Here is a 21,635-nt window from a genome sequence, read left to right on the forward strand (position 1 = left end):
CGCGCAGCTGCTGTGGCGCGTCCCCGCCGGGATTACGCTTCCGGTCGTCGCCGCCCACGACGACGGGTCCGCCACCGCCATGCTGGTCGATCCGGACGTCGGCGGCGAGACCCGGGCCCCCGGACCGGCGTGCGCCGCCCTCAGGCCGGAACGTCGTCCGTCACCGGCCGACGCAGCCCCAAGCGGCCACGGAGCGTGGGATGGGTGTACTCCTTCGGGAAGAGGCCGCGCTCCTGCAGGATCGGCACCACCAGCGTGGCGAAGTTTTCCAGGTCGACGGCGGTGTCGGCCGGCATGACCGTGAAACCGTCCGCCGTCCCCGCCTCGAACCACGACTGCAGGTCGTCGGCGACCTGCTCGGCCGAGCCTGCGAGCAGCCGGTGCCCGGACCCGCCGGCGCTGCCCTGGACCAGCTCACGGGGAGTGCGCGCGCCCTCCGCGAGCAGTGCCCGCGTGGACGCGCTGAAGCCCGCGGAGAAGGCGCCGTCGGGGACGGAGGCGGGGAGGTCGCCGACGGTGATCGGGTCGTCCGGACCGAAGCTGCCCTCCGGCAGGCCCAGGTTGCGCAGGAGCACCTGTGTGAGCCGCTCGATCGGCAGCGTCGCGTACAGCTCGCGTTCCCGGCGCCGGGCCTCCTCCTCGGTGGCCGCGACGAGCACCACCACGCCGAGGGAGACCTTCACGTCGCCAGGGTGGCGGCCGGCCGCGACCGCGCGCCGCCGGATGCCGTCGCGGAACGCGACCGCCTTGGCCCGGGTCCGCGCCACGGTGAACACGACGTCGGCGAACCGGCCGGCCAGGGCGAGCCCGCCTTCGGAGCCGCCCGCCTGGACGATGACCGGCCGTCCCTGCGGTCCGGCCCCGACCGGGAGAGGCCCGGCCACCGAGAAGAACTCGCCCTCGTGGTCGATCCTGTGGATGCGGGAGGGGTCGGCGTACCGCCCGCTCTCCTTGTCCGCGATGATCGCATCCGGCTCCCAGCCGTCCCACAGCCGGGTCACCACCTCGAGGAACTCGTGCGCCCGGCGATAACGCGTCTCCTTCCCGGGGTGTTCGGCCAGACCGAAGTTCGCCGCCGCGCCGGATGTGCCGGTGGTGACGACGTTGACGGCCGCGCGGCCCTTGGTGACGTGGTCGAGCGCCTGGAACCGCCGGGCCAGGTTGTACGGCGAGTTGTACGTCGTCGAGCTGGTGGCGATCACGCCGAGGTTCGTGGTGATCGCCGCCAGGTTGCCCAGCAGCACGAGCGGATCGAGGCCGGCGCCGGGCGCCTCCTCGATTTCGCCGCCCAGCGCGGGGGCGTCGCCGAGGAAGACCGCGTCGATCTTCGCCTCCTCGGCGATCCGCGCCAGCCGCTGGAAGTGGTCGATGTCCACGTAGGCCAGCGGGTCGGCGTGCGGCAGCCGCCAGGCGTGCCGGAAGTGTCCGGGCGTCATCAGCGACAGGGTGAGATGGAATCCGGTCATCGCGTTCCGCCCGGCACCGTGACGGGTTGCCGCGCGGGACGCCAGCCGAGCAGGGGCGCCAGCTCGCGCGCGCCGGCGGCGAGCAGCCGGAGGTGTTCGTCGAACTCGGGCACGCCGGGGACGAAGCTCACCAGCAGGTCGGTGATCAGCCGCAACGCCGGATCGGCGGCCAGCTCGGCGGCGAGCGCCTCCGGCGGGCCGAGCAGAGCGCGGTCGGCCTCCAGGTACTCCTCGACGCTGAGATTCGCGACCTCGCGCCGGGAGGACAGCCAGCTCTGCCAGCGGCGGACGCCGGGGGTGACCAGGCGCACGGCCTTCGCCCGGTCGGGGTGGGGGTAGACGGCCCGGGAGACCTGCACCCGGGGCTCCCTGCCGGGCTCGGGCCAGGCCGCCTCGTGGGCCGCGCGGTAGGCCGCGATCCACTCGGCCTGCTGCCGCTGCGCCTCGCGTACGGTGCCGCCACGCCAGGCGGTGGCGCGGGAGAGTTGCAGCCCGTCACCGGCGCGGCCGACGGCGGCCGCCGCCGCGTGAGCCCGTTCCGGGTCACTGGTGGTGGCCTGCCACAGCCGCCGCCGCAGACCGGCCGCGGGCGGGTGGAGCACTTCGCCGAGGCTGTTGAGCGGCACCCCATCCAGCACCTCGTGGAGCCGCGCCACGGAGGCGTCGAAGAGCCGGTGCCTGTCGGCCAGGTCCTTCCCGAACGCCTCCCAGGCCCCGGGGAAGGGACCAGAACCCACCCCCAGCTCCAGACGACCGCCGCTGAGCTCGTCGAGGGTCGCCGCGTCCTCCGCGGTCTTGAGGGGGTCCTCCAGCGGGAGTACCAGCACGCCGGTGCCCAGCCGGATCCGCGTGGTGCGCTCGGCGATCGCGGCGAGCACGACGAGTGGCGCGGAGACGTGCTCGTTGCCCTGCCGGAAGTGCCGGTGGATGACCCATCCCGAGTCGTAGCCCAGCTCCTCCGCGGCCACGAACAGGTCGATCGCCTGCCGGTAGGCCAGGCCCGGCGGCAGGTCGCCGTCGAGGTGCAGCAGGAAGCCCAGGCGGAAGGGCCGGCCGTCCTCGACACCGGCCCCTGTCGTCGTGGTGAGGTCGGTCATGTCAGAGCCTCAGTCCGGTTCCGTGCACGCCGTGCTCGTCGATCAGCGCCAGCTCCTCCTCCGTCAGCGGCGGGAAGTCGAGCGCCTTGAGGTTGTGGTCCAGCTGCGCCGTCGAGCTGGCTCCGATGAGCGCCGAGGTCACCTGCGGCTGCCGCAGCACCCACTGCAGCGCCAGCTGCGCGAGCGACTGGCCGCGCCCCTCGGCGATCCGGTTGAGTTCGCCGGCCCGCCGCCGGTAGGTGTCATCGATCACGTCGGGCGACAGGAACGCGCTGTTCCCGGCTCGCGCGCCGGCCGGGATGCCGGCGAGATACTTGTCCGTGAGCAGCCCCTGCGCCAGCGGCGAGTAGACGACCAGGCCGAACCCGTCCTCCGCGGCCAGCTTGAGCAGGCCGTTGAGCTCGGGCCGGCGATCGAAGATCGAGTAGCGCGGCTGGTGGACCAGCAGCGGCACCCCCGCCTGGCGCAGCAGCCCGGCCGCCTCGTGGGCCCGCTCCGGAGCGTAGTTGGAGATGCCGGCGTAGAGCGCCTTGCCCTGCTGCACGGCGCTGACGAGGGCGCCGACGGTCTCCTCCAGCGGCGTCGTCAGGTCGGGGCTGTGGCTGTAGAAGATGTCGACGTAGTCGGTGCCCAGGTCGCGCAGGCTGTGCTCCAGGGAGGTGAGCAGCGACTTGCGTGAGCCGCCCTTGAGGTGGGGACCGGGGCCGATCGGGTTGCCGGCCTTGGTCGACAGGATCAGCTCGTCCCGGTACGGGGCGAGGTCCCGCCTGAGCACCGTCCCGAAGAACCGCTGCGCGGCTCGGTGCGGCGGGCCGTACCTGTCGGCGTTGTCGAAGTGGGTGACGCCCAGGTCGAAGGCGTGCAGCACGATCTCGCGCTGCGTCTCGTACGGGTGGTCGGTGCCGAAGTTCTGCCACAGGCCGAACGAGACGGCCGGCAGGTCGAGGCCGGAGTTCCCGGCACGCCGATACTCCAGCTTCTCGTAGCGGTCCTCGGCCGCCGCGTAGGTCTTGTCGTAAGCGCCGTAGCTCATGGTGGTCGCTCTTCCTCAATGGGTGGTCGTGGGGTTGCGGCGGAGCGCGGCCGGCTGGAGGGACGGGGTGTCACGGCCGGTGTCGCGCTCGACGAAGTGGGTGCCCGGGTCGACGATCTCGTCGATGCGGTCGAGGATGTCCTCGCTCAGCTCGACGGTGACCGCTTTGAGGTAGGAGTCCAGGTGCTCGATCGTGCGCGGGCCGATGATCACGCTGCTGACCGCCGGGTGGTTGAGCGCGAACGCCAGGGCCAGGTCGACAAGCGTGAGACCGTTGTCCTCCGCGAGCCGGGCCAGCGCGTCGGCCGCGGCCAGCTTGCGCTGGTTGCGTTCGAGGGTGACGTCGAACCGGCCGGGGATGAGGTCGGCGCGCGCCGACTCCGGCTGCTCGCCGCCGACGCGGTACTTCCCGGACAGCCAGCCGGCAGCCAGCGGGCCGTAACCGAGGACGCCGACGCCGTACTTCCGCGCGACGGGGAAGACCTCCCGTTCGGCGGTGCGGACGAGCAGGGAGTACGGCAGCTGCTCGGTGTGCGGGGCGACGAGCCCGTGCCTGTCGGCGAGCCACTGTGCCTCCACGAGCTGGTGCGCGGGGAAGACCGAGGTGCCGTAGTAGAGGATCTTGCCTTGGCGGACCAGGTCGTCGAGCGTCCGCAGCGTCTCCAGCAGGTCGGTCCGGGGGTCGGGCCGGTGCGCCTGGTAGAGGTCGATGTGGTCGGTGCCGAGCCGGCGCAGGCTGTCCTCCACGGCGCGGACGACCCAGCGGCGCGAGTTGCCGGCGCGCCGGGGTTCGTCCCCGATCTGTCCGTGGAACTTGGTGGCCAGGAAGACCTCGTCGCGGCGGCCCTTGATCGCCTTGCCGACGATCTCCTCCGACGCGCCCTGGGCGTAGACGTCGGCGGTGTCGACGGCCGTGACACCGGCGTCGAGGGCGGCCCGGATGATCCTGACGCTCTCGCCCTCCTCCTGCCACCGGCCGAAGTTCATCGTGCCGAGCGTGAGCGGGCTGATCAGGACGCCGGTGCGGCCGAGCGTCCGGTTGACCTTGCTGGTCATGGTTTCCTTTCGGTTTCAGAAGAGCCCGCTCGTCGGCGGGTCCTCGCCGGTCAGGTGGTAGGCGCCCGCCACGGCGGCCTTCCACTGGCGGGGGTTGTGGTTGGCGACCGTGCGGGCGTTGCGCCAGTGCCGGTCGAAGCCGAGGTCGCGGTTGGTGATCGAGCCGCCCGCGACGTCGAACAGCATCTCGGCGGCCCGCAGCGCGGACTCGATGGCGATCACACCGGTCTGCGCCACGGTGACCGCGGCCTCCGCGCCGGCCGCACGCGCCCGGGAACCGGTGAGGCCGCGCAGGCTCTCCACCGCTTCGGCGGCCAACAGCACCGCCGAACGGGCTGCCTGGGCCCGGGCGGCGATCTCGCCCACGGTCTGGCGCACGTACGGGTCGTCGACGCTTTCGGCCGCCGTGCTGTGCTTGATCGGCCGGGCCTTCTCCCGGACGAACCAGATCGCGTCGTCGAGCGCCGCGGCGGCGATGCCCGCCTCGACCGCCGCCAGGTAGAGCTGGGCGAACGAGCCCAGCCACGGGTTGTCCAGCAGGCTGTTGTCGCGGGCCACGACCTCGTCCTCGCGGGCCCGCACGTTCACCAGCAGGGTGGTGCCGCTCGCGGTCAGCCGCTGGCCGACCGCGTCGAAGTCGTCGAGCCGCTCCACGCCCTCGCGGTCCACCGGCACGGTGAAGCCCAGCACCGTCCCGTCCTCGTCCTTGGCCAGCCCGGAGAACCAGGAGGCGTACAGCCCGCCCGTCGAGTAGTACTTCTCGCCGTCGATGACGTATCCGTCGCCGTCACGCCGGATGGTGGTGTTGACCGACCCGTTGGCGCCGCCGGTGCGCTCGTTGGCGGTGCCGGCGAAAAGGTCGCCGTCGCGCAGCCGCCGCAGGGTCACCGCCCGGTTGGGCAGGTCACGCCGGCTCGCCACCTGATTGGCGGTGAGGAAGCTGCTGCGCAGCGCCTGGGCGACGTTGGAGTCGGCGCGGGCGATGGCGATGACCAGGTCGGCCACGTCACGCACCGAGCCGCCGGCGCCGCCGTCCTCCTTGGCGATGCCGATCAGCGTGATCCGCTCGGCGGCGAGCGCCCGGACGTCGTCGAACGCGTACTGGCGGGTGAGCTCGCGCTCGCGTGCGCCCGCGCGCAGGCGCCGCAGGATCGGGGCGACGGCGGCGCGGATGCCGTCTACGGTGTAGTCGGCGCGGCAGGGGGATCCCGCCGCGAGTTCGGGCAGGCCCAGCGCGGCCCTTAGGGTGAGCGGGCGCGGGGTGGGAGACGGCGAGCCGGCGGCGCCCGTCAGCCGTGGCGTCAACGCCCGGATCGCGGTGACCACCGCGTCGGTGCCGCCGGTGGGCACCAGTTCGAACCCGTCCAGCCGGTGCTCGCCGGCCCAGGCGCGGAGCTCGTCGCCGAGAGCCGCGGCGGCCGCCGGGACGGTCGCCGGGTCGTCCAGGGCGACCTCGACCCGGCCGAGCAGCGCGACCTCCCCCCGGGAACGGCCGGCGCGCCGCAGCGTCTCCGTCAGCGCGGCGTCCGCGCCGGCGGCGTGCTCCCGGTCCACCACCACGACGTCCGCGGACTCCGCGACCGCCGTCACGTCGAGGGCGCCGAGGTCCGCGACGACGACCGGGCGTCCCTGCGCCGACGAGGGCCCGTCCAGCGGGCCGGCGACCCGGTAGAAGGCACCCTCGTGGTCGATCGGCCTGATGAGCGCGTCGTCGACGACGACGCCGGCCTCCTGGTCGCCGATCAGCGCCGCGCGCGGGAAGGACTCCCACAGCCGGGTGAGCACGTGGGCGTATTCCGTCCAGCGCCTGACGGGGTCGGCGGCGCCAGGGTCCGGGGCCGTGGCCCGGCTCACCTCGTCGCCCCCGCCCGCCCGCAGCGCGACACCGGCCCGGCCGCCGGTCGCCCGGTCGAGGGAGAGCAGGCGGCGTGCGGCGTTGTACGGCGCGTTGTGCGTCGTCGGGACCTCGGCGACGTAGCCGACGCCGTCGTGGAGGCCGGCGAGGTAGGCGGCCACCACGGTCGGGTCGAGGACGTGGCCCGCGGTCACGCCGTCGAGCAGCCGGATCGCGGTGATCCCGGCCTCCTCGGCCGCGGCCGCGACGACGACGGCGTCGGCGAGCGGCACCGGCGCCGGGCCTTCGGCCGGCCGGGCGGCCGGTTCCCCGACCGCGAGAGCGAGCTGGATGACTGTGCTCATGGAAAGATCACTTTCGGTTGCGGGACAGGTCGTCGCGGGCCGCTCACAGGGCCGCCTCCAGGGGACGGCGCTCGTACGGCCCGGCGGCGGGGAGGCCGAGCCCGAGGTGGTCGCGGAGGGTCGTCCCCTCGTAGTCGGTGCGGAACAGGCCACGACGCCGCAGCTCGGGAACCACGTGGTCGGCGAAGTCGTCGAAGCCGGACGGAAGCACGTCGGGCATCACGTTGAAGCCGTCCGCCGCGCCCGCGCGGAACCACCTCTCGATGTCGTCGGCGATCTGCTCAGGCGTCCCCACGAGGATCCGGTGACCACCGCCGCCGGAGAGCTTCTTCAGCAGCCGGCCGAGCGTCGGCTTCTCCGTGTCGATGATCGTCTTGACGACGCGGTAGAAGGTCTGCGAGCCACCGGCCTCGTCGGGATCGACGAGCAGCTCGGCCGGGATCGGCTCGTCGTCGGACAGCCCGTCGAGGGAGACGCCGAGCTGGCCGGCGAGCCGCTTGCGGGCGTACTCGCCGGGGAGGATCTCGTCCAGCAGCTCACGCCGGGCCCTGGCCTCGGCCTCGGTGCTGCCCACGACGGTGGACAGCCCGGGGAGGACCACGACGTCCTCCGGACGCCGTCCGAACGCGACCGCGCCGTCGCGGATCTCGGCGCGGAACGCGCGGGCGTGGTCGAGATCCTGGTCGGCGGAGAAAATCACCTCACCGACCCGTGAGGCGAGCCGGCGGCCGTCGGCGGAGCCGCCGGCCTGCACCACGACCGGTCGGCCCTGCGGGGAGACGAGCCCAGTCCGGCCCGCCCAGGCGGCGACGACCTGCTCGGTGAACTCGGCGGCGCGGCGGTAGCGCAACGCGTGGCCCGGCTCACCGTCCCGGCCGAAGTTGCGCGCCGCCACCGCCCCCGCCGTGGTCACCACGTTCCAGCCGAAGCGGCCGCCGCTGACGTGGTCAAGGTCGCCGAGGCGGCGCGCCAGCTCGACGGGGTCGTTGTAGGACGACGACAGCGTCCCGATCAGGCCGATCCGCTCGGTCTGCGCGGCGATCCGCGCCAGCACCGTCGTGGGCTCCAGGTTGTTGGCCGTACGGTGCCTGATCTGGGGGTCGAGCGACGGGCCGTCCGCCAGGAAGACCGCGTCGAGCTTGGCCTCCTCGGCCTTCTTCGCGATCGAGGTGTAGTGCTCGATCGTGTAGCTCGCGGTGCCGTCGGTGCCGGGGAACCGCCACGAGCCGCCGAAGACGCCCGCGTTGAGGATGTTGACGTTGAGGTGCAGTCGGCGTGACACGAACGATCTCCTTAGCGTGCGCCGGCGACGGTGAGCCGGATCCCCGGGATCGCCTCCAGCAGTTCCCGGGTGTACTCGTGCCGCGGTGAGCGGAACACCCGCTCGACCGGGCCGGTCTCGATCACGGCGCCGTCCTTCATCACCGAGACGTCGTCGGCGATCAGGCGTACGACGCCGAGGTCATGGGTCACGAACACGTAGCTGAGGCCGTACTCGGCCTGCAGGTCGACCAGCAGCTGCAGGATCTGGGCCTGGACCGACACGTCCAGCGCGCTCACCGCCTCGTCGAGCACCAGGATCCGGGGATTGAGCGCCAGCGCCCGGGCGATCGCGACCCGCTGCCGCTGACCTCCGGAGAGCTGGCTCGGCAGCCGGTGCAGGTGGCTCTCGTCCAGCGCCACCGCCTTCAGCAGCTCGGTCACCCGGGCCGTCCGCTCCCGCCTGCCCGGCACAAGACCGAAGGCGCGCAGCGGCTCGGCGACGATCTCGCTCACCGTGAACCGCGGGTCGAGGGAGGTGAACGGGTTCTGGAACACGAACTGCAGTTCCCGGCGGACCTCCCGCAGCCGCCTGCGGGACAGGCCGGTCAGCTCCCGGTCGCCGAGGTGCACCGTGCCGTGGTCGGGGGAGGTGAAACGGGCCAGGATGCTCGCCAGCGTCGACTTGCCCGCGCCGGACTCGCCGACGATCGCGTGCGTGGTGCCCTCGCGCACCACGAGATCGACGCCGTCCAGCGCCCGCAGCTCACGCCTGTGGCCCCGGCCGCGCAGGCGGTAGGTCTTGGTGAGCTCCCGTGCCCGCAGCACCTCGGGCGCGGAGGCGGGGACCTGGCGGGCGCCCGACGTCGGCTCCAGCCGCCCGGCATGCCGGGCGGGCGCCGCGTCGAGCAGCCGGCGGGTGTAGTCGCCGGCCGTGTTCTCCAGCACCTGCCGGACCGGGCCCTCCTCCACGATCTCGCCGTCGCGCATGACCAGGATCCGGTCCGAGCGGTCGAGCGCGACGCCGAGGTCATGGGTGACCAGGAGGATGCCGATGCCGAGCTCCTCGCGCAGCCGCACGAGGTGATCGAGGATGACCTTCTGGACGGTGACGTCGAGCGCGCTGGTGGGCTCGTCGGCCACGATGATCTTCGGCTTGCCTGCCAGCGCGATCGCGATGAGCGCACGCTGCTTCATGCCGCCGCTGAGCTCGTGGGGATACTGGTGGAACACCCGCTCCGCGTCCTTGAGACCGGCCGTCCGCAGGCTCTCCAGCGCGGCCTGTCTGTGCCGCGCGGCGTCGCGGGCTTCGGGCTCGTTGAACCGGACCGCCTCGACCACCTGCCGTCCGATCTTCTTGACCGGGTTCAGCGACGTGTTGGGGTCCTGGGGGATGAAGCCCACGTAGTTGCCCCGCACCAACGCCATCCGCCGGTCGTTCCACCCCGTGACGTCGACGCCGGAGTAGGCGATCGAACCAGCCCGGATCCGCGCGGATTCCGGAAGCAGGCCGAGCGCGCCCTGAACCAGGGTGCTCTTACCCGAGCCGGACTCCCCGACGAGCGAGACGAACTCGCCCGGCCCGACGTGCAGGCCGGCGCCGCGTACGGCGGGCGTCCACCGGCGCCGTCCCGTCCGGTAGTCGATCACGAGGCCGGTGATCCGCAGCAGCGGGTCCTGCCTCTCCTCGTGTGGGTCGGTCATCGGCGGTGGTCCTTCCGGTAGGAGGTGCTGATGCGGTGGGTGGCGATGACGACGATCGCGAGCGCCACGCCCGGCATGATCGAGGCCCAGGGGTGGACCGCCACATAGTCGCGGCCCTCGGCCACCAGCAGGCCCCACTCCGGCTGCGGCGGGGGCGCGCCGTAGCCGAGGAAGCCGAGCGAGGCGACGGCGAGCACGGCCGTTCCGATCTCCAGCGCCGCCAGCGCGATCACCGAGCTGAGCGAGTTGGGCACCACGTGCCGCAGCATCACGCCCAACCGGCCGACACCGAGGCCGTACGCCGCCCTGACGTAGTCCTGGGTCACGACCGCGAGCACCTGGGCTCTCATCACCCGCGCGAACGACGCGATGGAGGAGATGCCGACCGCCAGGGCGATGTTCTGCGTGGAGTAGCCGAGGACCGAGACCACCACCATCGCGAGCAGCAGGCTGGGGATCGCCAGGAACACGTCGACCACCCGCATGACGACGGTGTCCACGATCCCCCCGGCGAAGCCGGCGACAAGCCCCACGAGCGTGCCGACGCCGAAGGCGATGAGGACGGCCAGCAGGGTCGCGGTCAGGGTGGTCTGCGCGCCGTACACGCTGCGGGCGAACAGGTCGCGGCCCAGCCGGTCGGTGCCGAACCAGTGCTCCGCGCTCGGCGGCACGAAACTCGCGGCGGCGTCGCCGTCGTAGGGGCCGTACGAGGTGAACAGGCCGGGCACGATCGCCCAGCCGATCACGACCAGCACGATGATCCACGAGGCCACGAGGATCGGCTGCCGTGCGAGCCCGCCGAGGTGCCTGGCGAGCGGGCGGGCGAAGCCGGGCCGGCGGCCCGCCGCGAACGCGTCGAGTTCGACGGTCATCACATCCTCCTCACGCCGCCGCCCGGCTCAGCCGACGGCGAGCGTGGCCCGCAGCCGCGGGTCCAGCAGCGGGTAGATCAGGTCGACGATGAGGTTGATCAGCGCGAAGCCGGCCGCCACGAGCACGACGATCCCCTGCACGAGCGGGACGTCCAGCGTGTTGATCGCGGCCTGCGTCATCCGGCCGACGCCCTGGCGGGCGAAGACGGTCTCGGTGATGACCGAGCCGGCGATCAGGTTGCCGAAGGTGATGCCGGCGATGGTGAGCGCCGGCAGGCTGGCGTTGCGGAAGACGTCGCGGACGACGATGCCGCCGCGGGTGGCCCCCTTCGCCCAGCTCGTCGTGACGTAGCCGGAGCGGAACTCGGTCGCGAAGCTGCGGACGAGGAGTTGCGCGATCGGACCGGACACCGGGATGGCCAGTGTGATCAGCGGTAGGACGAGGCTCTCCACGCCCCTGTCGCCGAAGGCCGGGAACCAGCCGAGCCGGAACGAGAAGACCTGCAGCATCAGGACACCGGAGAGGAAGACCGGCACCGAGACCGCGCCCGACGGCAGCGCCTCGACGAGGTTCCGCACCCACGCACGGCGGGCCGAGGTGGCGGCGAGCGCGATCACGAAGGCGATGAGCAGCGCCAGTGCGAGGGCGCCGGCCGCGAGGACGAGGGTGCTCGGCAGCACGTCGAGGATCGTGGCGACGACCGGCCGCCCCGACTGCACCGAGGTGCCGAAGTCTCCGGTCAGCGCGTGTCCCAGCCGGGCCAGGTACTGCAGGAGCACCGGCCTGTCGAAGCCGTAGTTCGCCGCCATCTGCTCGCGGACCTCCGGTGGCACGGTGTTGATCTCGGCGGGGTCGAAGAGCAGGTCCACCGGGTCGGCCGGCAGCACGAACAGCAGGACGAAGGTGAGGGTGAACGCGGCCCAGACCACGAACAGGGCCCGGCCGATCTTCAGCGCGAGGTAGCGCAGCACGACGTTCCTTCCACGAGAGCGGGCGGGCGGTCGCCGGGCACGCGGGCGAGGCGACCGCCGGCCGTCACTTCCCGTTGCTCTTCCAGGTGTCCACGAAGTGGTTGCGGGACTGGGCGTCGAAGATGATCCCGTGGACGTGGTCCGCGTGGGCGATCACCTGCGATGGGTTGTAGACCGGGTTCACCAGCGCGTACTTCTCCAGCAGGAGGTCCTGCGCCGCCTTGGCGTACTGCTTGCGCGTGGCCGGGTCGAGGGTGAGCTCCAGCTTGCCCAGGGTCTTCGCGACCTCGTCCACGTCGATCCCGGGAGAGTCCTTCGTGACGAACGAGCCGTTGCCGAGTGCCGGGCCGTACTGGAGGTTGAGGACCGCGGGGTCGTTGCGCGAGCGGTTGGCCGCGGTGATGTTCCAGTCGGTCTTCGCCTTGGCCACGTTGGCCGTGTAGTCCGGGATCGGGACGACGGTGAGCCGCAGGTCGATGCCGATCTTCTTCAGGTCCTGCTGGATCGACTCGTACGCCGGCTTGTTCACCACCAGGTTGCTGATGCCGAGCAGCTTGACCACGAGCTTCTCGCCGTCCTTGACCCGGATGCCGTCCGGGCCCTCCTTCCAGCCGGCCTCGTCGAGGAGGCGCCTGGCCTTCTCGGGGTCGTACCTGAGCACCGAGCCGCTGTAGTCCGCGTATCCGGGGACCGACGGGGCGAGGACGGACGTCGCGACGGAGTAGGAGTCGGTGAGCACGGTCTTCTTGATCGCCTCACGGTTCCAGCCGAGCTGGATCGCCCTGCGTACCGCGATGTCGTCGGTCGGGAACAGCTGGGAGTTGAAGTTGAAGAAGATGGCGGTGCCGGAGACGCCCCTGTGGATGATCCTGAAGCCCTGGTCGGCCAGGGGCTTCTCGTCCGTGGTGCCCACGTCGAGCGTGGCGTCGACGGCGCCGGACGTGAGCGAGCCGGTCCGGACGCTCGCTTCCGGGATCGTGTTGAACACGATCCTGTCGAGGTAGGCCTCGCCCTTGTGCCTGAGCGCCGGCGGCGACCAGTTGTAGCCCTTGCGCCTGACGAGGACGGTCTTGACCTGCGGCTGCCACGACTCGTACACGAAGGGACCGGTGCCGATCACCTTCTTCGGGTCCGTCCGCTCCTCCGCGCTGAGCTTCAGCGTCGACAACGACAGGAAGCCGGGCTGCGCGTTGGCGGTGAAGGATGAGGCCTGCAGGAAGCTCGCGAGCGGTTTCCTGAAGCGGACGACGGCGGTGTACGGATCCGGGGTCAGCGTCTCGATGTAGCCGGGCAGCAGGACGGCGCCGTTGGGGTTGATCCCCAGCTTCTCGTCGCCGTGCACGTACTGGTCGAAGTTGGCCTTGACCACTTGGGAGTCGAACGGGCTGCCGTCGCTGAAGGTGACGTCCTCGCGCAGGTGGAAGGTGAACTCGGTGAGGTCCTTGGTGTACTCCCACGACTGCGCGAGCCACGGGGTGATCTCACCGGTGTCCGGGTCCTGCCAGGTCAGCTTGTCGGTGACGTTGTTGCCGATGAGCGACTCGGCGTAGTTGGTGCCCCACTGCGGGTCCGGGCTGCGTTGGTAGTCGATGAGGGCGAACTGCAGCGTCCCGCCGCGGACGGGTGCGGCGGCGGCTGCGGCCTCGCCGGTGGAGCGGTCACCGCGGGTGAGGGCGAACCCGCTCGCGGCGACCAGGAGGACGCCGACGGCGACGGCGCCGGCCACCCAGGGCCACCTCCTGCGCCTCGGGGTGGCGAGTTCGATCGCACTGCGAAGGTCGGACATGAACGTTCCTTGTGCTCGTAGGGCACGCGACAGGCGGCACGGGGGAGAGGGAGGGGGACGCGCACCGTCCCGGTGCGCGGGTGCGGATGGCTCGGGGCCATGACGACGTGCGGCCTCGCCGCCGACGCGGGCACTTACCCGAGAACGGCGAGAGAGCCCGTCAGCGCTGACACAGCGCGCCGGCGAAGAACGCGAAGTCGATCTCGCGTCTGGAGTGCCGCAGCAACCCGATCACGAACTACACTTTACCTACATGAAGAGTGGGTTTTAATAGTGATGTGAGTCACAGACCCCAATCCCCCGCGTCGCCGACCGAAACGGACAGGAAGACCCGCCGATGAGCCTCCAGTTCCTCTGGTACATCCCCAACCAGATCCAGCCCGGGCACCGCGGCGACGACGTCGTCGAGAACCACAACAGTCTGGAGAGCCTCACCAGCCATGCCAGAACCCTGGAGGAGCATGGGTGGAGCGGGGCGCTCATCGGCACCGGCTGGGGGCGTCCCGACACCTTCACGGTCGCCGCCGCGCTGGCCGCGCGGACGACGACTTTCCAGCCGCTGATCGCGATCCGGCCGGGCTACTGGCATCCGGCCAACTTCGCCTCCGCCGCCGCGACCCTGGACCATCTCACCGGGGGGCGGGTGATGGTCAACGTCGTTTCGGGCAAGGACAATCTGGCGGCGTACGGTGACAGCGAGGGCGACCAGGCCCACCGCTACGCCCGCACCAGGGAGTTCATGCGGATCGTGCGCCGGCTGTGGACCGAGGAGAACGTCACCTACCACGGCGATCACTTCAGCGTCACCGGCTCCACCGTGGTGCCGCGCCCGGTCGTCCGGGGCGAACGCAGGAACCCCCGGCTCTACTTCGGCGGCGCCTCCGAGGCCGCGGAGAGGGTGGCCGCCACCGAGGCCGACGTGCAGCTCTTCTGGGGCGAGCCGCTCGACGGCGTCGCCGAGCGGATCGCGCGGCTCAGGCGGCTCGGCGAGAAGCTCGGGCGCGAGCACCCTCCGCTGGAGTTCGGGCTGCGTGTCACCACGCTGGTGCGGGACACCACCGAACAGGCCTGGGCCGACGCCGAAGCCAAGGTCGCGGAGATGGCGAAGGGCGCCATCTCCCGCGACCCGAACCGGCACGCCGCCGTCGGCCAGCAGCGACTGCTTGAGCTCGCCGCGCGGGGCGAGGTGCTCGACGACAACCTCTACACCACGCCCGGCAGGTTCGGCGGGGGCGGCGCCGGCACCACATGGCTGGTCGGCTCGGCCGAGGACGTGGCGAAGTCGCTGCGCAAGTACGAAGCCCTCGGCGTCACCCACTTCGTGCTCTCCGACACCCCCTATCTGCCGGAGATCAAGCGCCAGGGAGAACGGCTTCTCCCCCTGCTGACCACCGCGGCCGGTCTTCCCGCCTGACAGGCGGGGTGCCGACGGGGACGTCTCCGGTTCCGCGCCCCGGCCGCCGTCTACGAGCCGCGCAGGTGCCTCAGCAGGCGGTCGAGAGGCCAGGTGTTCACCACGTCGTCCGGGGTGAGCCAGGCCCGCTGCGCGATGCCCACGCCGAACCTCTGGTGGGCCAGATGCGGGACGGCGTGGGAGTCGCTGTCGATGGAGAACTTCACGCCGTGGTGGCGCGCGAGCCGTACCAGGTCGGAGGGCAGGTCGGACCGGTCGGGATAGGAGTCGATCTCCATGATCGTGCCGGTCCTGGCGGCGGCGCGGAACACCGCGTCCCAGTCGGCGTCCACCGGCGGCCGCTTGCCGATCTTCCGCGTCGTGGGGTGGCCGATGACGTGGACGTGCGGGTTCTCGCACGCCGCGATGAAACGGCGGGTCATCTCCTCCCGCGACTGGGTGAAGTGCGAGTGCACCGACGCCACGCAGACGTCGAACTCGGCCAGCACCTCGGCCGGCCAGTCCACCTCGCCGTCCGGGGCGATGTTCAGCTCGCTGCCGTGCAGCAGCCGCATGTCCGGGTAACTCGCCTGCAACTCGGCGATGCGGGCGCGCTGGGCGAGGGCCTTGTCGAGGGTCATCCGCTGCATGACCAGGTCGGGCGCGTGGTCGGTCACGGCGTAGTAGGAGTAGCCGCGCATCGCGGCGGCGGCGGCCATGTCCTCCAGTGAGGCGATCCCGTCGGTGAGGTCGGTGTGGGTGTGCAGGTCGCCCCGCAGGTCGTGCAGCTCCACCAGGCGCGGCAGCTCACCCCGCAGCGCGGCCTCCACCTCGCCGCCGTCCTCGCGCAGCGTGGGAGGCACCCACTGCATGCCGAGCGCCTGGTAGATCTCCTCCTCGGTCTCCGACGCGATGAGGCGGTCGCCGTCGAACAGGCCGTACTCCGACAGCTTCCAGCCCTTCCTGACCGCCATCTCCCGGATGCGGACGTTGTGCTCCTTGCTGCCGGTGAAGTAGATCATGGCCGCGCCCCACGACTCGGCGGGGACGAGCCGCAGGTCGACCTGCAGGCCGCGGTCGGTCCGCACCGAGGTCTTCCGCTCGCCCTTGGCGACGACCTCGGTGACGTACGGCTGCCGCGCGAACAGCTCCATCAGGCCGGGGTCGCCGACGGCGAGGACGTCGATGTCGCCGATCGTCTCGCTCATCCGGCGCAGCGACCCGGCGAAAGCGATCCGGTCGGCGGGCAGCGAGGCGATGACCCGCTCGGCCAGGTCGGCCGCGACGCCGAGGTGGACCCGGTCGCCCGACCGCTCCATGTGCTCGATGCCCCTGAGCAGGTTGTCCTCCGTCTTGGCGCCGAAGCCGCGCAGGCCCTTCAGACGGCCGGCCCGGATCGCGTCGGCCAGCGCGGCGGGGGAGTCGATGCCGAGCTCCTGGAACAGGAACACCGCCTTCTTCGGGCCGAGCGAGGGAATCCGGGTCAGCCTGCGCACCCCCTCGGGCACCCGGCCGCGCAGGTCGTCGAGCTGCCGGAAGCTGCCGCGCTCCAGGAACTCCTCGACCTTCTTCGCGATCGCCTCGCCCACGCCCGGGATCGACCGCACGTCGATCTCCCCGCCGAGATCATCGGGAAACCCCGCGATGGCCTTGGCCGCCTTCTGGTAGCTGCGCACGCGGAAGGCGTCCCCGCCGTTCAGCGCGAAAAGCTCGGCATACTCCTGCAGCGCCGCGGCTGCCTCGTCATTGGCCCGTCCCATGCCTCTCAGGGTAGGAGAAGCGGCAGCGCGCGTTCGAACGAACGGATCCAGTACGGCCAGGTGTGGGTGCCGTTTCCGTAGAAATCCGTCGTCACCTTCACCCCGGCCTTCTTCGCGGCCCTGGCGAAGTTCAGGTTCTGTCGCATGATCGCGGCCTCGGTGGCATCGGTCCGCCCGCCGCCCCGGTCCAGGGGACCGGGCTCTCCGTCGCCGGAGGACACGTAGAGGCGCACGTCCTTCAGCCGCCCGGCCAGGTCGGCGGGATTGTGCTCCGGCCAGGCGCTCGGGTCGCCCCACAGGTCCTCGGTGTCCACGCCGTTGTCCGCCATGAACGACCGGAATCCGGCGGCGTCGGCGCGGGTGTCGAGCACCCCGGAGAACGACGCCGCGGCCTCGAACACGCCCGGATGCCGGGCCGCGTAGTCGAACGCGCCGTGGCCGCCCATGGAGAAACCGGCGATCGCGCGGCGCGTGCCGACGCCGTAACGCGGCTCGACCAGGCGGGGCACCTCGGTCATGTGGAACGTCTCCCAGGCGGGGCCGTCACGCCAGTCGGCGTACCAGCCCATCGAGCCGCCCTCGGGAACGATGACGACCGCGTCGAGGCCGGCGGTGAGCCGGGCCACCTCGCCCGTCTCGAGCCAGTCCCAGCCGCCGCTGGCGCAGCAGCCGTGCAGCAGGTACAGCGCGCGCCAGCCGGTGGAGCCCGGCTTCCAGGCCGCGGGCCTCAGCACCCACACCGAGCGCGGCCCGCCCGTGGCCGGGGAGTCGATCACGAGCCTGTCCGTGCGCCCGTCCACGGCCTCCTGCGAGACGACCGTGGCCGGGGATCGGACGGTGGGCGGCGTCGCGGACTCGGCGGTGCTCTGGCAGCCGGTCACCATGACGACGAGGACGAGCCACGTCAGGATCTTCTTCACACGGAGCTGAATGACATACCGATCAACCGCCGTCAACCCCGGAAAAGGGCTTCGCGTAGGCGAAAAGCCCGCGCGGCGGCGGGACCGGTCGCTCGAACACCCGGACCTGGAAGAACTCGCCCCACCCAGGGTCCGGCGCCGTCACGCCGTACGTCTCGGAGCGCTCGAAGCCGAAGCGCGCGTAATAGGCGGGGCTGCCGACCAGCGCGACCAGCGGCTCGCCGAGCGCCTCGGCCGCCCCGAGCACGGCGTGCACGAGCGCCGAGCCCACGCCCCGCCGCTGGTGGGCGGGGTGCACGGCCAGCGGGCCGAGTCCCAGCGCGGGGACCGTCCCCACGTGGGCCCTCGTGCAGACGACGTGACCCGCGATCCCGCCGTCCGGCGCCGGTGCGACGAGCGACAGCTCCGGCAGCCAGCCGGGGTCGGTGCGCAGCTCGTCGAGCAACGTCACCTCGACCGGCAGCCCGTCCGGCCGGTCGGGATGGCGGGCCGCCTCGTAGGGCGCGAAGGCGGCGGCGACGACCGCGCGGACGGCCTCGACGTCTGCGGGGTTCTCCCGTCGGATCAGCATCCGTTCAGCCTGCCGCCCGTTGCCCCTGGCGGGCAACGGATTAAGGGGAGGCGGGCGGTGGCACTACCCTGCCAGGGTGAGCGTGGATGTGTCCGTGGTGGTCCGCTACCGCAAGGCCGTGACGTACGGCGTGAACGCGCTGCTCGGGGCGCTGGAGACCGCGAAGGCCGAGTGCGACCTGCGGCTCGGGACCACCCCCGAGGAGACCGCGGAGCACATCGCGGCCAGCCCCGCGGACCGCGTCCTGGTCCTCTGGTCGTTCTACTCGCCCGACGCCGAGGCGATGGCCGCCGAGCTGGCCGCCGTACGGGCCCTCGCCGACGACCCCCGTGTCCTGCACATCGCCGGCGGGGTGCACGCCACCGCCGAGCCGCAGCAGGTCATCGACGCCGGCTGGGATCTCGCCGCGATAGGCGAGGGCGAGCCGACGATCGTCGCCCTGGTCGAGGCGCTGCGCGCGGACCGGCCGCTCACCACCGTGCCAGGGCTGGCGGTGCGCGACGGCGACGGCATGGCGCTGCGCACGCCGCCGGCCCCGCAGCTGCCGCTGGACGCCTTCCCGTCCTTTCCCGACCGGCGCCGCCACTTCGGGCCCATCGAGATCACGAGGGGCTGCTCCTACACGTGCCGCTTCTGCCAGACGCCCTTCATGTTCGGCGGCAAATTCCGGCACCGCGGCGTGGACAGCGTGCGTGAGCACGTCCGCCGGATGGCCGCCCACGGCCCGCGCGACGTCCGCTTCATCACCCCCACCTCCCTCTCGTACGGCACGCAGGGGCCGGAGCCCGCGCTGGACGCCGTCGAGGAGCTGCTGGCGGGCGTGAAAGAGGAACTGCCCGCGAACGGACGGGTGTTCTTCGGCAGCTTCCCCTCCGAGATCCGTCCCGAGCACGTGACGCCGGAGGCGATGCGGCTGCTCAAGCGCTACGTGGCGAACGACAACATCATCATCGGAGCGCAGTCGGGCTCCGATCGCGTGCTGGCCGCGGCCGGTCGCGGGCACAGCAGCGGGCCGGTCCGCGACGCCGTGCGGATCGCCGTGGAACACGGCTTCCGCCCGAACGTCGACTTCATCTTCGGGCTGCCCGGCGAATCGCCGGAGGACCAGGACGCGTCCCTGCGGCTCGCCGCCGACCTCGCCGATCTCGGGGCGCGCATCCACACCCACACGTTCATGCCGCTGCCCGGCACGCCGTGGCGGGACGCCGAGCCCGCGTTCATCCCGCTGGCCACGATGCGTGAGCTGGACCGGCTCGCGCAGCGCGGCGACGCCTACGGGCACTGGCGCAAGCAGGCCGAGCACGCGGCGCGGCTGGCCGAGACCGCCAAGGCCTATCCGCGCCGCGCCCGGCGCCGCCGTACCACCGACCGCTGACGCCGAGGAGCCGCCGACCCGTGGTCGCGATCGCTCCGCCCTAGAACTGCTGCGGCCGGGCCTGGTACGGCTCCGCCAGGAAAGCGATCTCCTCCTCGGTGAGCTTCAGCTCGACCGCGGCGAGCGCGTCGTCCACGTGGCGCTCCTTGGTCGCGCCGACGATCGGAGCGGTCACGCCCGGGCGGCTGAGCAGCCACGCGAGGGAGAGGGTCGCGGGGGAGACGCCCCGCTCCTCGGCGGTGCGCGCCACCCGCTCAAGGATCGCCTCGTCGGCGGGCCCGCCGTACAGCTGCTCCTGCCTGGCGCCGTCGCCGACCTGCCGTACGGTGTCGGCGGGCTTGCCCGCGCGGGCGAGCAGGCCGCGCGCGAGCGGGCTCCACGGGATGAGCCCCACTCCCTGGTCGAGGCACTGCGGGATCATCTCCCGCTCCTCCTCGCGGTGCAGCAGGTTGTAGTGGTTCTGCATGGAGACGAACCGGGTCCAGCCGTGCTTGTCCGCGGTGTGCTGGGCCTTGGCGAACTGCCACGCCCACATGCTGGAGGCGCCGATGTAGCGGGCCTTGCCGGCCCTGACGATGTCGTGGAGGGCCTCCATGGTCTCCTCGATCGGCGTCTCGTCGTCCCAGCGGTGGATCTGGTACAGGTCGATGTAGTCGGTGCCGAGGCGGGCGAGCGAGGCGTCGATGGCCGACATGACGTGCTTGCGGGACAGGCCGTAGTCATTGCGGCCCTCGCCCATCGGGAAGTAGACCTTGGTGGCCAGCACGTAGTCCTCGCGCCGGGGGAAGATCTTGCGCAGCAGCCGTCCGGTGACCTCCTCGCTGACGCCGCCCGAGTAGACGTCGGCGGTGTCGAAGAAGGTCACGCCGCCCTCGGCCGCCTTGCGCACGATGGGCTCGGCCTGCTCCTCGTCCAGGACCCAGCCGCCCCATTTGGCCGGCTCGCCGTAGCTCATCATGCCCAGGCAGATCCTGCTGACCTTCATACCGGTGGTGCCAAGTCGTCGATACTCCATGCAAGCACCCTATTTCCGCCAACCCGCCCATCGCGCGGCCGGGTGGGCGAGGCCAGCTCCTTGATCTTTGCGGCACCATTGGACCATGGCCAATCTGGTTGTGGAGATTCACGTTCCGCTGCATGAGACCGAGACACTTTCGGAGACCACCTATGCCTTCCCGTGGATCGACGAGATCGACGAGTTTCTGTTCGAGGTAGAGGAGCAAGGGAAGGCGGAGGTCTTCGACGACGGCGAGGAGTTCGGGGACGTGTATGTCTTCTTCATCGCGGGTGCGGATGAAGACACGCTTCTGAATATCGCTTCGCGCGCGGCGACACTGAATGGGGTGCCCCGCGGTGCCTTCGCCATGGTCACGGATGATGAGGCCGGGGAGTTCGGTGTGGGGCGCCGGGTGGACCTGCCTTTGCCCTGATCCGCCCACGTACACGCGGGCTTCCCGCCGAAGGCGACTTGACCTCTGCAACTGCGATCGGGAAATCCATCTTGCTCATGAAACGCTAATGAAAGGATTAATCGGCTATCGTGATCCCTTTTTGGCGTGCGGTGCATGACAGAATCCAGTGACACCAGTAAGAGGGAAAGCCGACCGGACCATCTGGACCGGCGTCAGGTGCTGGGAATGGGCGGCGTGGCCGCCGCCGGCGTCGCCCTGGGCGCGTCGGGGCTGCTCGGCGGCACGGCGCACGCGGCCCCCGGCCCACCAGGAGTGGCGGGCCCTCGGCCTCGCCTTCGGCCACCGGAACGCCCGGTCCCTCCGTCTGCACCCTGACGAAGGAGATGACGCAGGGGCCGTACTACCTGGACGTGGAACGTATCCGCGACGACATCACCGAAGGCAAGCCGGGGGTGCCGTTCATGCGCACCCACCCGCGCAGCGCCTCGCGGTGAACGCCGAGCTGGTCGGCTACCCGGGCGATCGCGCCGGGGCGCCGCCGGTCTGCCGGCGGACCTCAAAGACCATGCGCACCGCGCGCTCACGAAGCTCTTGGGGGTACTTCCTCGGGGCTGGCATCGTGTCGCGATTCTCCCTTCCGCCAGCAGATGATGCTGGCTTCAGGGTGATGTTCACCGGCTTTCATGGAGTCACTTTGGTTGACTGGCATGCCTGAACCCCGAGAGAGGTCAGCATGCCGAGGAGCTATCCCCCCGAGTT

17 protein-coding genes are annotated in these 21,635 nt (G+C 71.6%); 3 read left to right on the plus strand and 14 right to left on the minus strand.

Annotated features, from left to right (window positions below; genetic code table 11):
- Positions 1-140 precede the first annotated feature (140 nt).
- From ABZ857_RS21660 to ABZ857_RS21705, 10 genes are all read right to left on the minus strand, one after another.
- The gene (locus tag ABZ857_RS21660) at positions 141-1,466 is read right to left on the minus strand and encodes an NtaA/DmoA family FMN-dependent monooxygenase (protein WP_357045519.1); all 1,326 of its coding nucleotides are present in this window, start codon (positions 1,464-1,466) and stop codon (positions 141-143) included.
- Positions 1,463-2,563 (minus strand): LLM class flavin-dependent oxidoreductase, encoded by a 1,101-nt coding sequence (locus ABZ857_RS21665; protein WP_357045521.1) that lies wholly within the window; start codon positions 2,561-2,563, stop codon positions 1,463-1,465. Before ABZ857_RS21665 ends, ABZ857_RS21660 begins: the two co-directional genes overlap by 4 nt.
- A 1-nt stretch (position 2,564) precedes the next feature.
- Complete coding sequence (locus tag ABZ857_RS21670; protein WP_357045522.1) at positions 2,565-3,596, minus strand: aldo/keto reductase; 1,032 nt, start codon at positions 3,594-3,596, stop codon at positions 2,565-2,567.
- 15 nt (positions 3,597-3,611) lie between these two features.
- Positions 3,612-4,652 carry an aldo/keto reductase gene (locus ABZ857_RS21675; protein WP_357045524.1) on the minus strand — a complete coding sequence of 347 codons (1,041 nt, stop codon included), beginning with the start codon at positions 4,650-4,652 and terminating at the stop codon, positions 3,612-3,614.
- 15 nt (positions 4,653-4,667) lie between these two features.
- Positions 4,668-6,851 carry an LLM class flavin-dependent oxidoreductase gene (locus ABZ857_RS21680; RefSeq protein WP_357045526.1) on the minus strand — a complete coding sequence of 728 codons (2,184 nt, stop codon included), beginning with the start codon at positions 6,849-6,851 and terminating at the stop codon, positions 4,668-4,670.
- Between the two features lie 43 nt (positions 6,852-6,894).
- Entirely contained in the window at positions 6,895-8,133 is a 1,239-nt protein-coding gene (locus ABZ857_RS21685) for an LLM class flavin-dependent oxidoreductase (RefSeq protein WP_357045528.1), read from the minus strand.
- 11 nt (positions 8,134-8,144) lie between these two features.
- Positions 8,145-9,815, minus strand: a complete 1,671-nt coding sequence (locus tag ABZ857_RS21690; protein ID WP_357045530.1) for an ABC transporter ATP-binding protein — start codon at positions 9,813-9,815, stop codon at positions 8,145-8,147.
- Positions 9,812-10,687 carry an ABC transporter permease gene (locus tag ABZ857_RS21695; protein WP_357045532.1) on the minus strand — a complete coding sequence of 292 codons (876 nt, stop codon included), beginning with the start codon at positions 10,685-10,687 and terminating at the stop codon, positions 9,812-9,814. Before ABZ857_RS21695 ends, ABZ857_RS21690 begins: the two co-directional genes overlap by 4 nt.
- Before the next feature lie 27 nt (positions 10,688-10,714).
- A complete protein-coding gene (locus ABZ857_RS21700; RefSeq protein WP_357045534.1) occupies positions 10,715-11,659 on the minus strand; it encodes an ABC transporter permease in 945 nt (314 codons plus the stop codon).
- Positions 11,660-11,723: 64 nt separating this feature from the next.
- Entirely contained in the window at positions 11,724-13,445 is a 1,722-nt protein-coding gene (locus tag ABZ857_RS21705; protein ID WP_357045536.1) for an ABC transporter substrate-binding protein, read from the minus strand.
- A 337-nt stretch (positions 13,446-13,782) separates the two neighbouring features.
- On the opposite strand from ABZ857_RS21705, the gene ABZ857_RS21710 reads away from it, so the two are divergent.
- Positions 13,783-14,859, plus strand: coding sequence for an LLM class flavin-dependent oxidoreductase (locus ABZ857_RS21710; protein WP_357045538.1), 1,077 nt, complete (start codon positions 13,783-13,785; stop codon positions 14,857-14,859).
- Positions 14,860-14,909: 50 nt separating this feature from the next.
- Here ABZ857_RS21710 and polX read toward each other — a convergent pair whose 3' ends face one another.
- The 3 genes from polX to ABZ857_RS21725 are packed head-to-tail and all read right to left on the minus strand — an operon-like array spanning position 14,910 to position 18,089.
- Positions 14,910-16,598 carry a DNA polymerase/3'-5' exonuclease PolX gene (polX, locus tag ABZ857_RS21715; RefSeq protein ID WP_357045540.1) on the minus strand — a complete coding sequence of 563 codons (1,689 nt, stop codon included), beginning with the start codon at positions 16,596-16,598 and terminating at the stop codon, positions 14,910-14,912.
- A 5-nt stretch (positions 16,599-16,603) separates the two neighbouring features.
- Positions 16,604-17,518, minus strand: coding sequence for an alpha/beta hydrolase family protein (locus ABZ857_RS21720; protein ID WP_357045542.1), 915 nt, complete (start codon positions 17,516-17,518; stop codon positions 16,604-16,606).
- Between the two features lie 22 nt (positions 17,519-17,540).
- Positions 17,541-18,089: an N-acetyltransferase gene (locus tag ABZ857_RS21725; protein WP_357045544.1), complete on the minus strand. Its 549-nt coding sequence runs from the start codon at positions 18,087-18,089 to the stop codon at positions 17,541-17,543.
- Positions 18,090-18,165: 76 nt separating this feature from the next.
- Between ABZ857_RS21725 and ABZ857_RS21730 the strand changes: the two genes are divergently transcribed.
- Positions 18,166-19,464: a TIGR04013 family B12-binding domain/radical SAM domain-containing protein gene (locus ABZ857_RS21730; protein ID WP_357045546.1), complete on the plus strand. Its 1,299-nt coding sequence runs from the start codon at positions 18,166-18,168 to the stop codon at positions 19,462-19,464.
- Between the two features lie 40 nt (positions 19,465-19,504).
- Here ABZ857_RS21730 and ABZ857_RS21735 read toward each other — a convergent pair whose 3' ends face one another.
- The gene (locus ABZ857_RS21735) at positions 19,505-20,479 is read right to left on the minus strand and encodes an aldo/keto reductase (RefSeq protein ID WP_357045548.1); all 975 of its coding nucleotides are present in this window, start codon (positions 20,477-20,479) and stop codon (positions 19,505-19,507) included.
- Positions 20,480-20,564: 85 nt separating this feature from the next.
- Here ABZ857_RS21735 and ABZ857_RS21740 point away from each other — a divergent pair, with 85 nt between their 5' ends.
- Positions 20,565-20,894 (plus strand): hypothetical protein, encoded by a 330-nt coding sequence (locus tag ABZ857_RS21740; RefSeq protein WP_357045550.1) that lies wholly within the window; start codon positions 20,565-20,567, stop codon positions 20,892-20,894.
- Positions 20,895-21,635: the final 741 nt, after the last annotated feature.

The organism is Microbispora sp. NPDC046933 (assembly GCF_040644635.1).
Lineage (GTDB): Bacteria > Actinomycetota > Actinomycetes > Streptosporangiales > Streptosporangiaceae > Microbispora.

Coding starts and splice junctions, on each gene's coding strand:
- ABZ857_RS21735 (WP_357045548.1), bottom strand. CDS start 20,479: ATGGAGTATCGACGACTTGGCACCACCGGTATGAAGGTCAGCAGGATC.
- ABZ857_RS21675 (WP_357045524.1), bottom strand. CDS start 4,652: ATGACCAGCAAGGTCAACCGGACGCTCGGCCGCACCGGCGTCCTGATC.
- ABZ857_RS21710 (WP_357045538.1), top strand. CDS start 13,783: ATGAGCCTCCAGTTCCTCTGGTACATCCCCAACCAGATCCAGCCCGGG.
- ABZ857_RS21680 (WP_357045526.1), bottom strand. CDS start 6,851: ATGAGCACAGTCATCCAGCTCGCTCTCGCGGTCGGGGAACCGGCCGCC.
- ABZ857_RS21725 (WP_357045544.1), bottom strand. CDS start 18,089: ATGCTGATCCGACGGGAGAACCCCGCAGACGTCGAGGCCGTCCGCGCG.
- polX (WP_357045540.1), bottom strand. CDS start 16,598: ATGGGACGGGCCAATGACGAGGCAGCCGCGGCGCTGCAGGAGTATGCC.
- ABZ857_RS21670 (WP_357045522.1), bottom strand. CDS start 3,596: ATGAGCTACGGCGCTTACGACAAGACCTACGCGGCGGCCGAGGACCGC.
- ABZ857_RS21740 (WP_357045550.1), top strand. CDS start 20,565: ATGGCCAATCTGGTTGTGGAGATTCACGTTCCGCTGCATGAGACCGAG.
- ABZ857_RS21660 (WP_357045519.1), bottom strand. CDS start 1,466: ATGACCGGATTCCATCTCACCCTGTCGCTGATGACGCCCGGACACTTC.
- ABZ857_RS21695 (WP_357045532.1), bottom strand. CDS start 10,687: ATGACCGTCGAACTCGACGCGTTCGCGGCGGGCCGCCGGCCCGGCTTC.
- ABZ857_RS21690 (WP_357045530.1), bottom strand. CDS start 9,815: ATGACCGACCCACACGAGGAGAGGCAGGACCCGCTGCTGCGGATCACC.
- ABZ857_RS21665 (WP_357045521.1), bottom strand. CDS start 2,563: ATGACCGACCTCACCACGACGACAGGGGCCGGTGTCGAGGACGGCCGG.
- ABZ857_RS21705 (WP_357045536.1), bottom strand. CDS start 13,445: ATGTCCGACCTTCGCAGTGCGATCGAACTCGCCACCCCGAGGCGCAGG.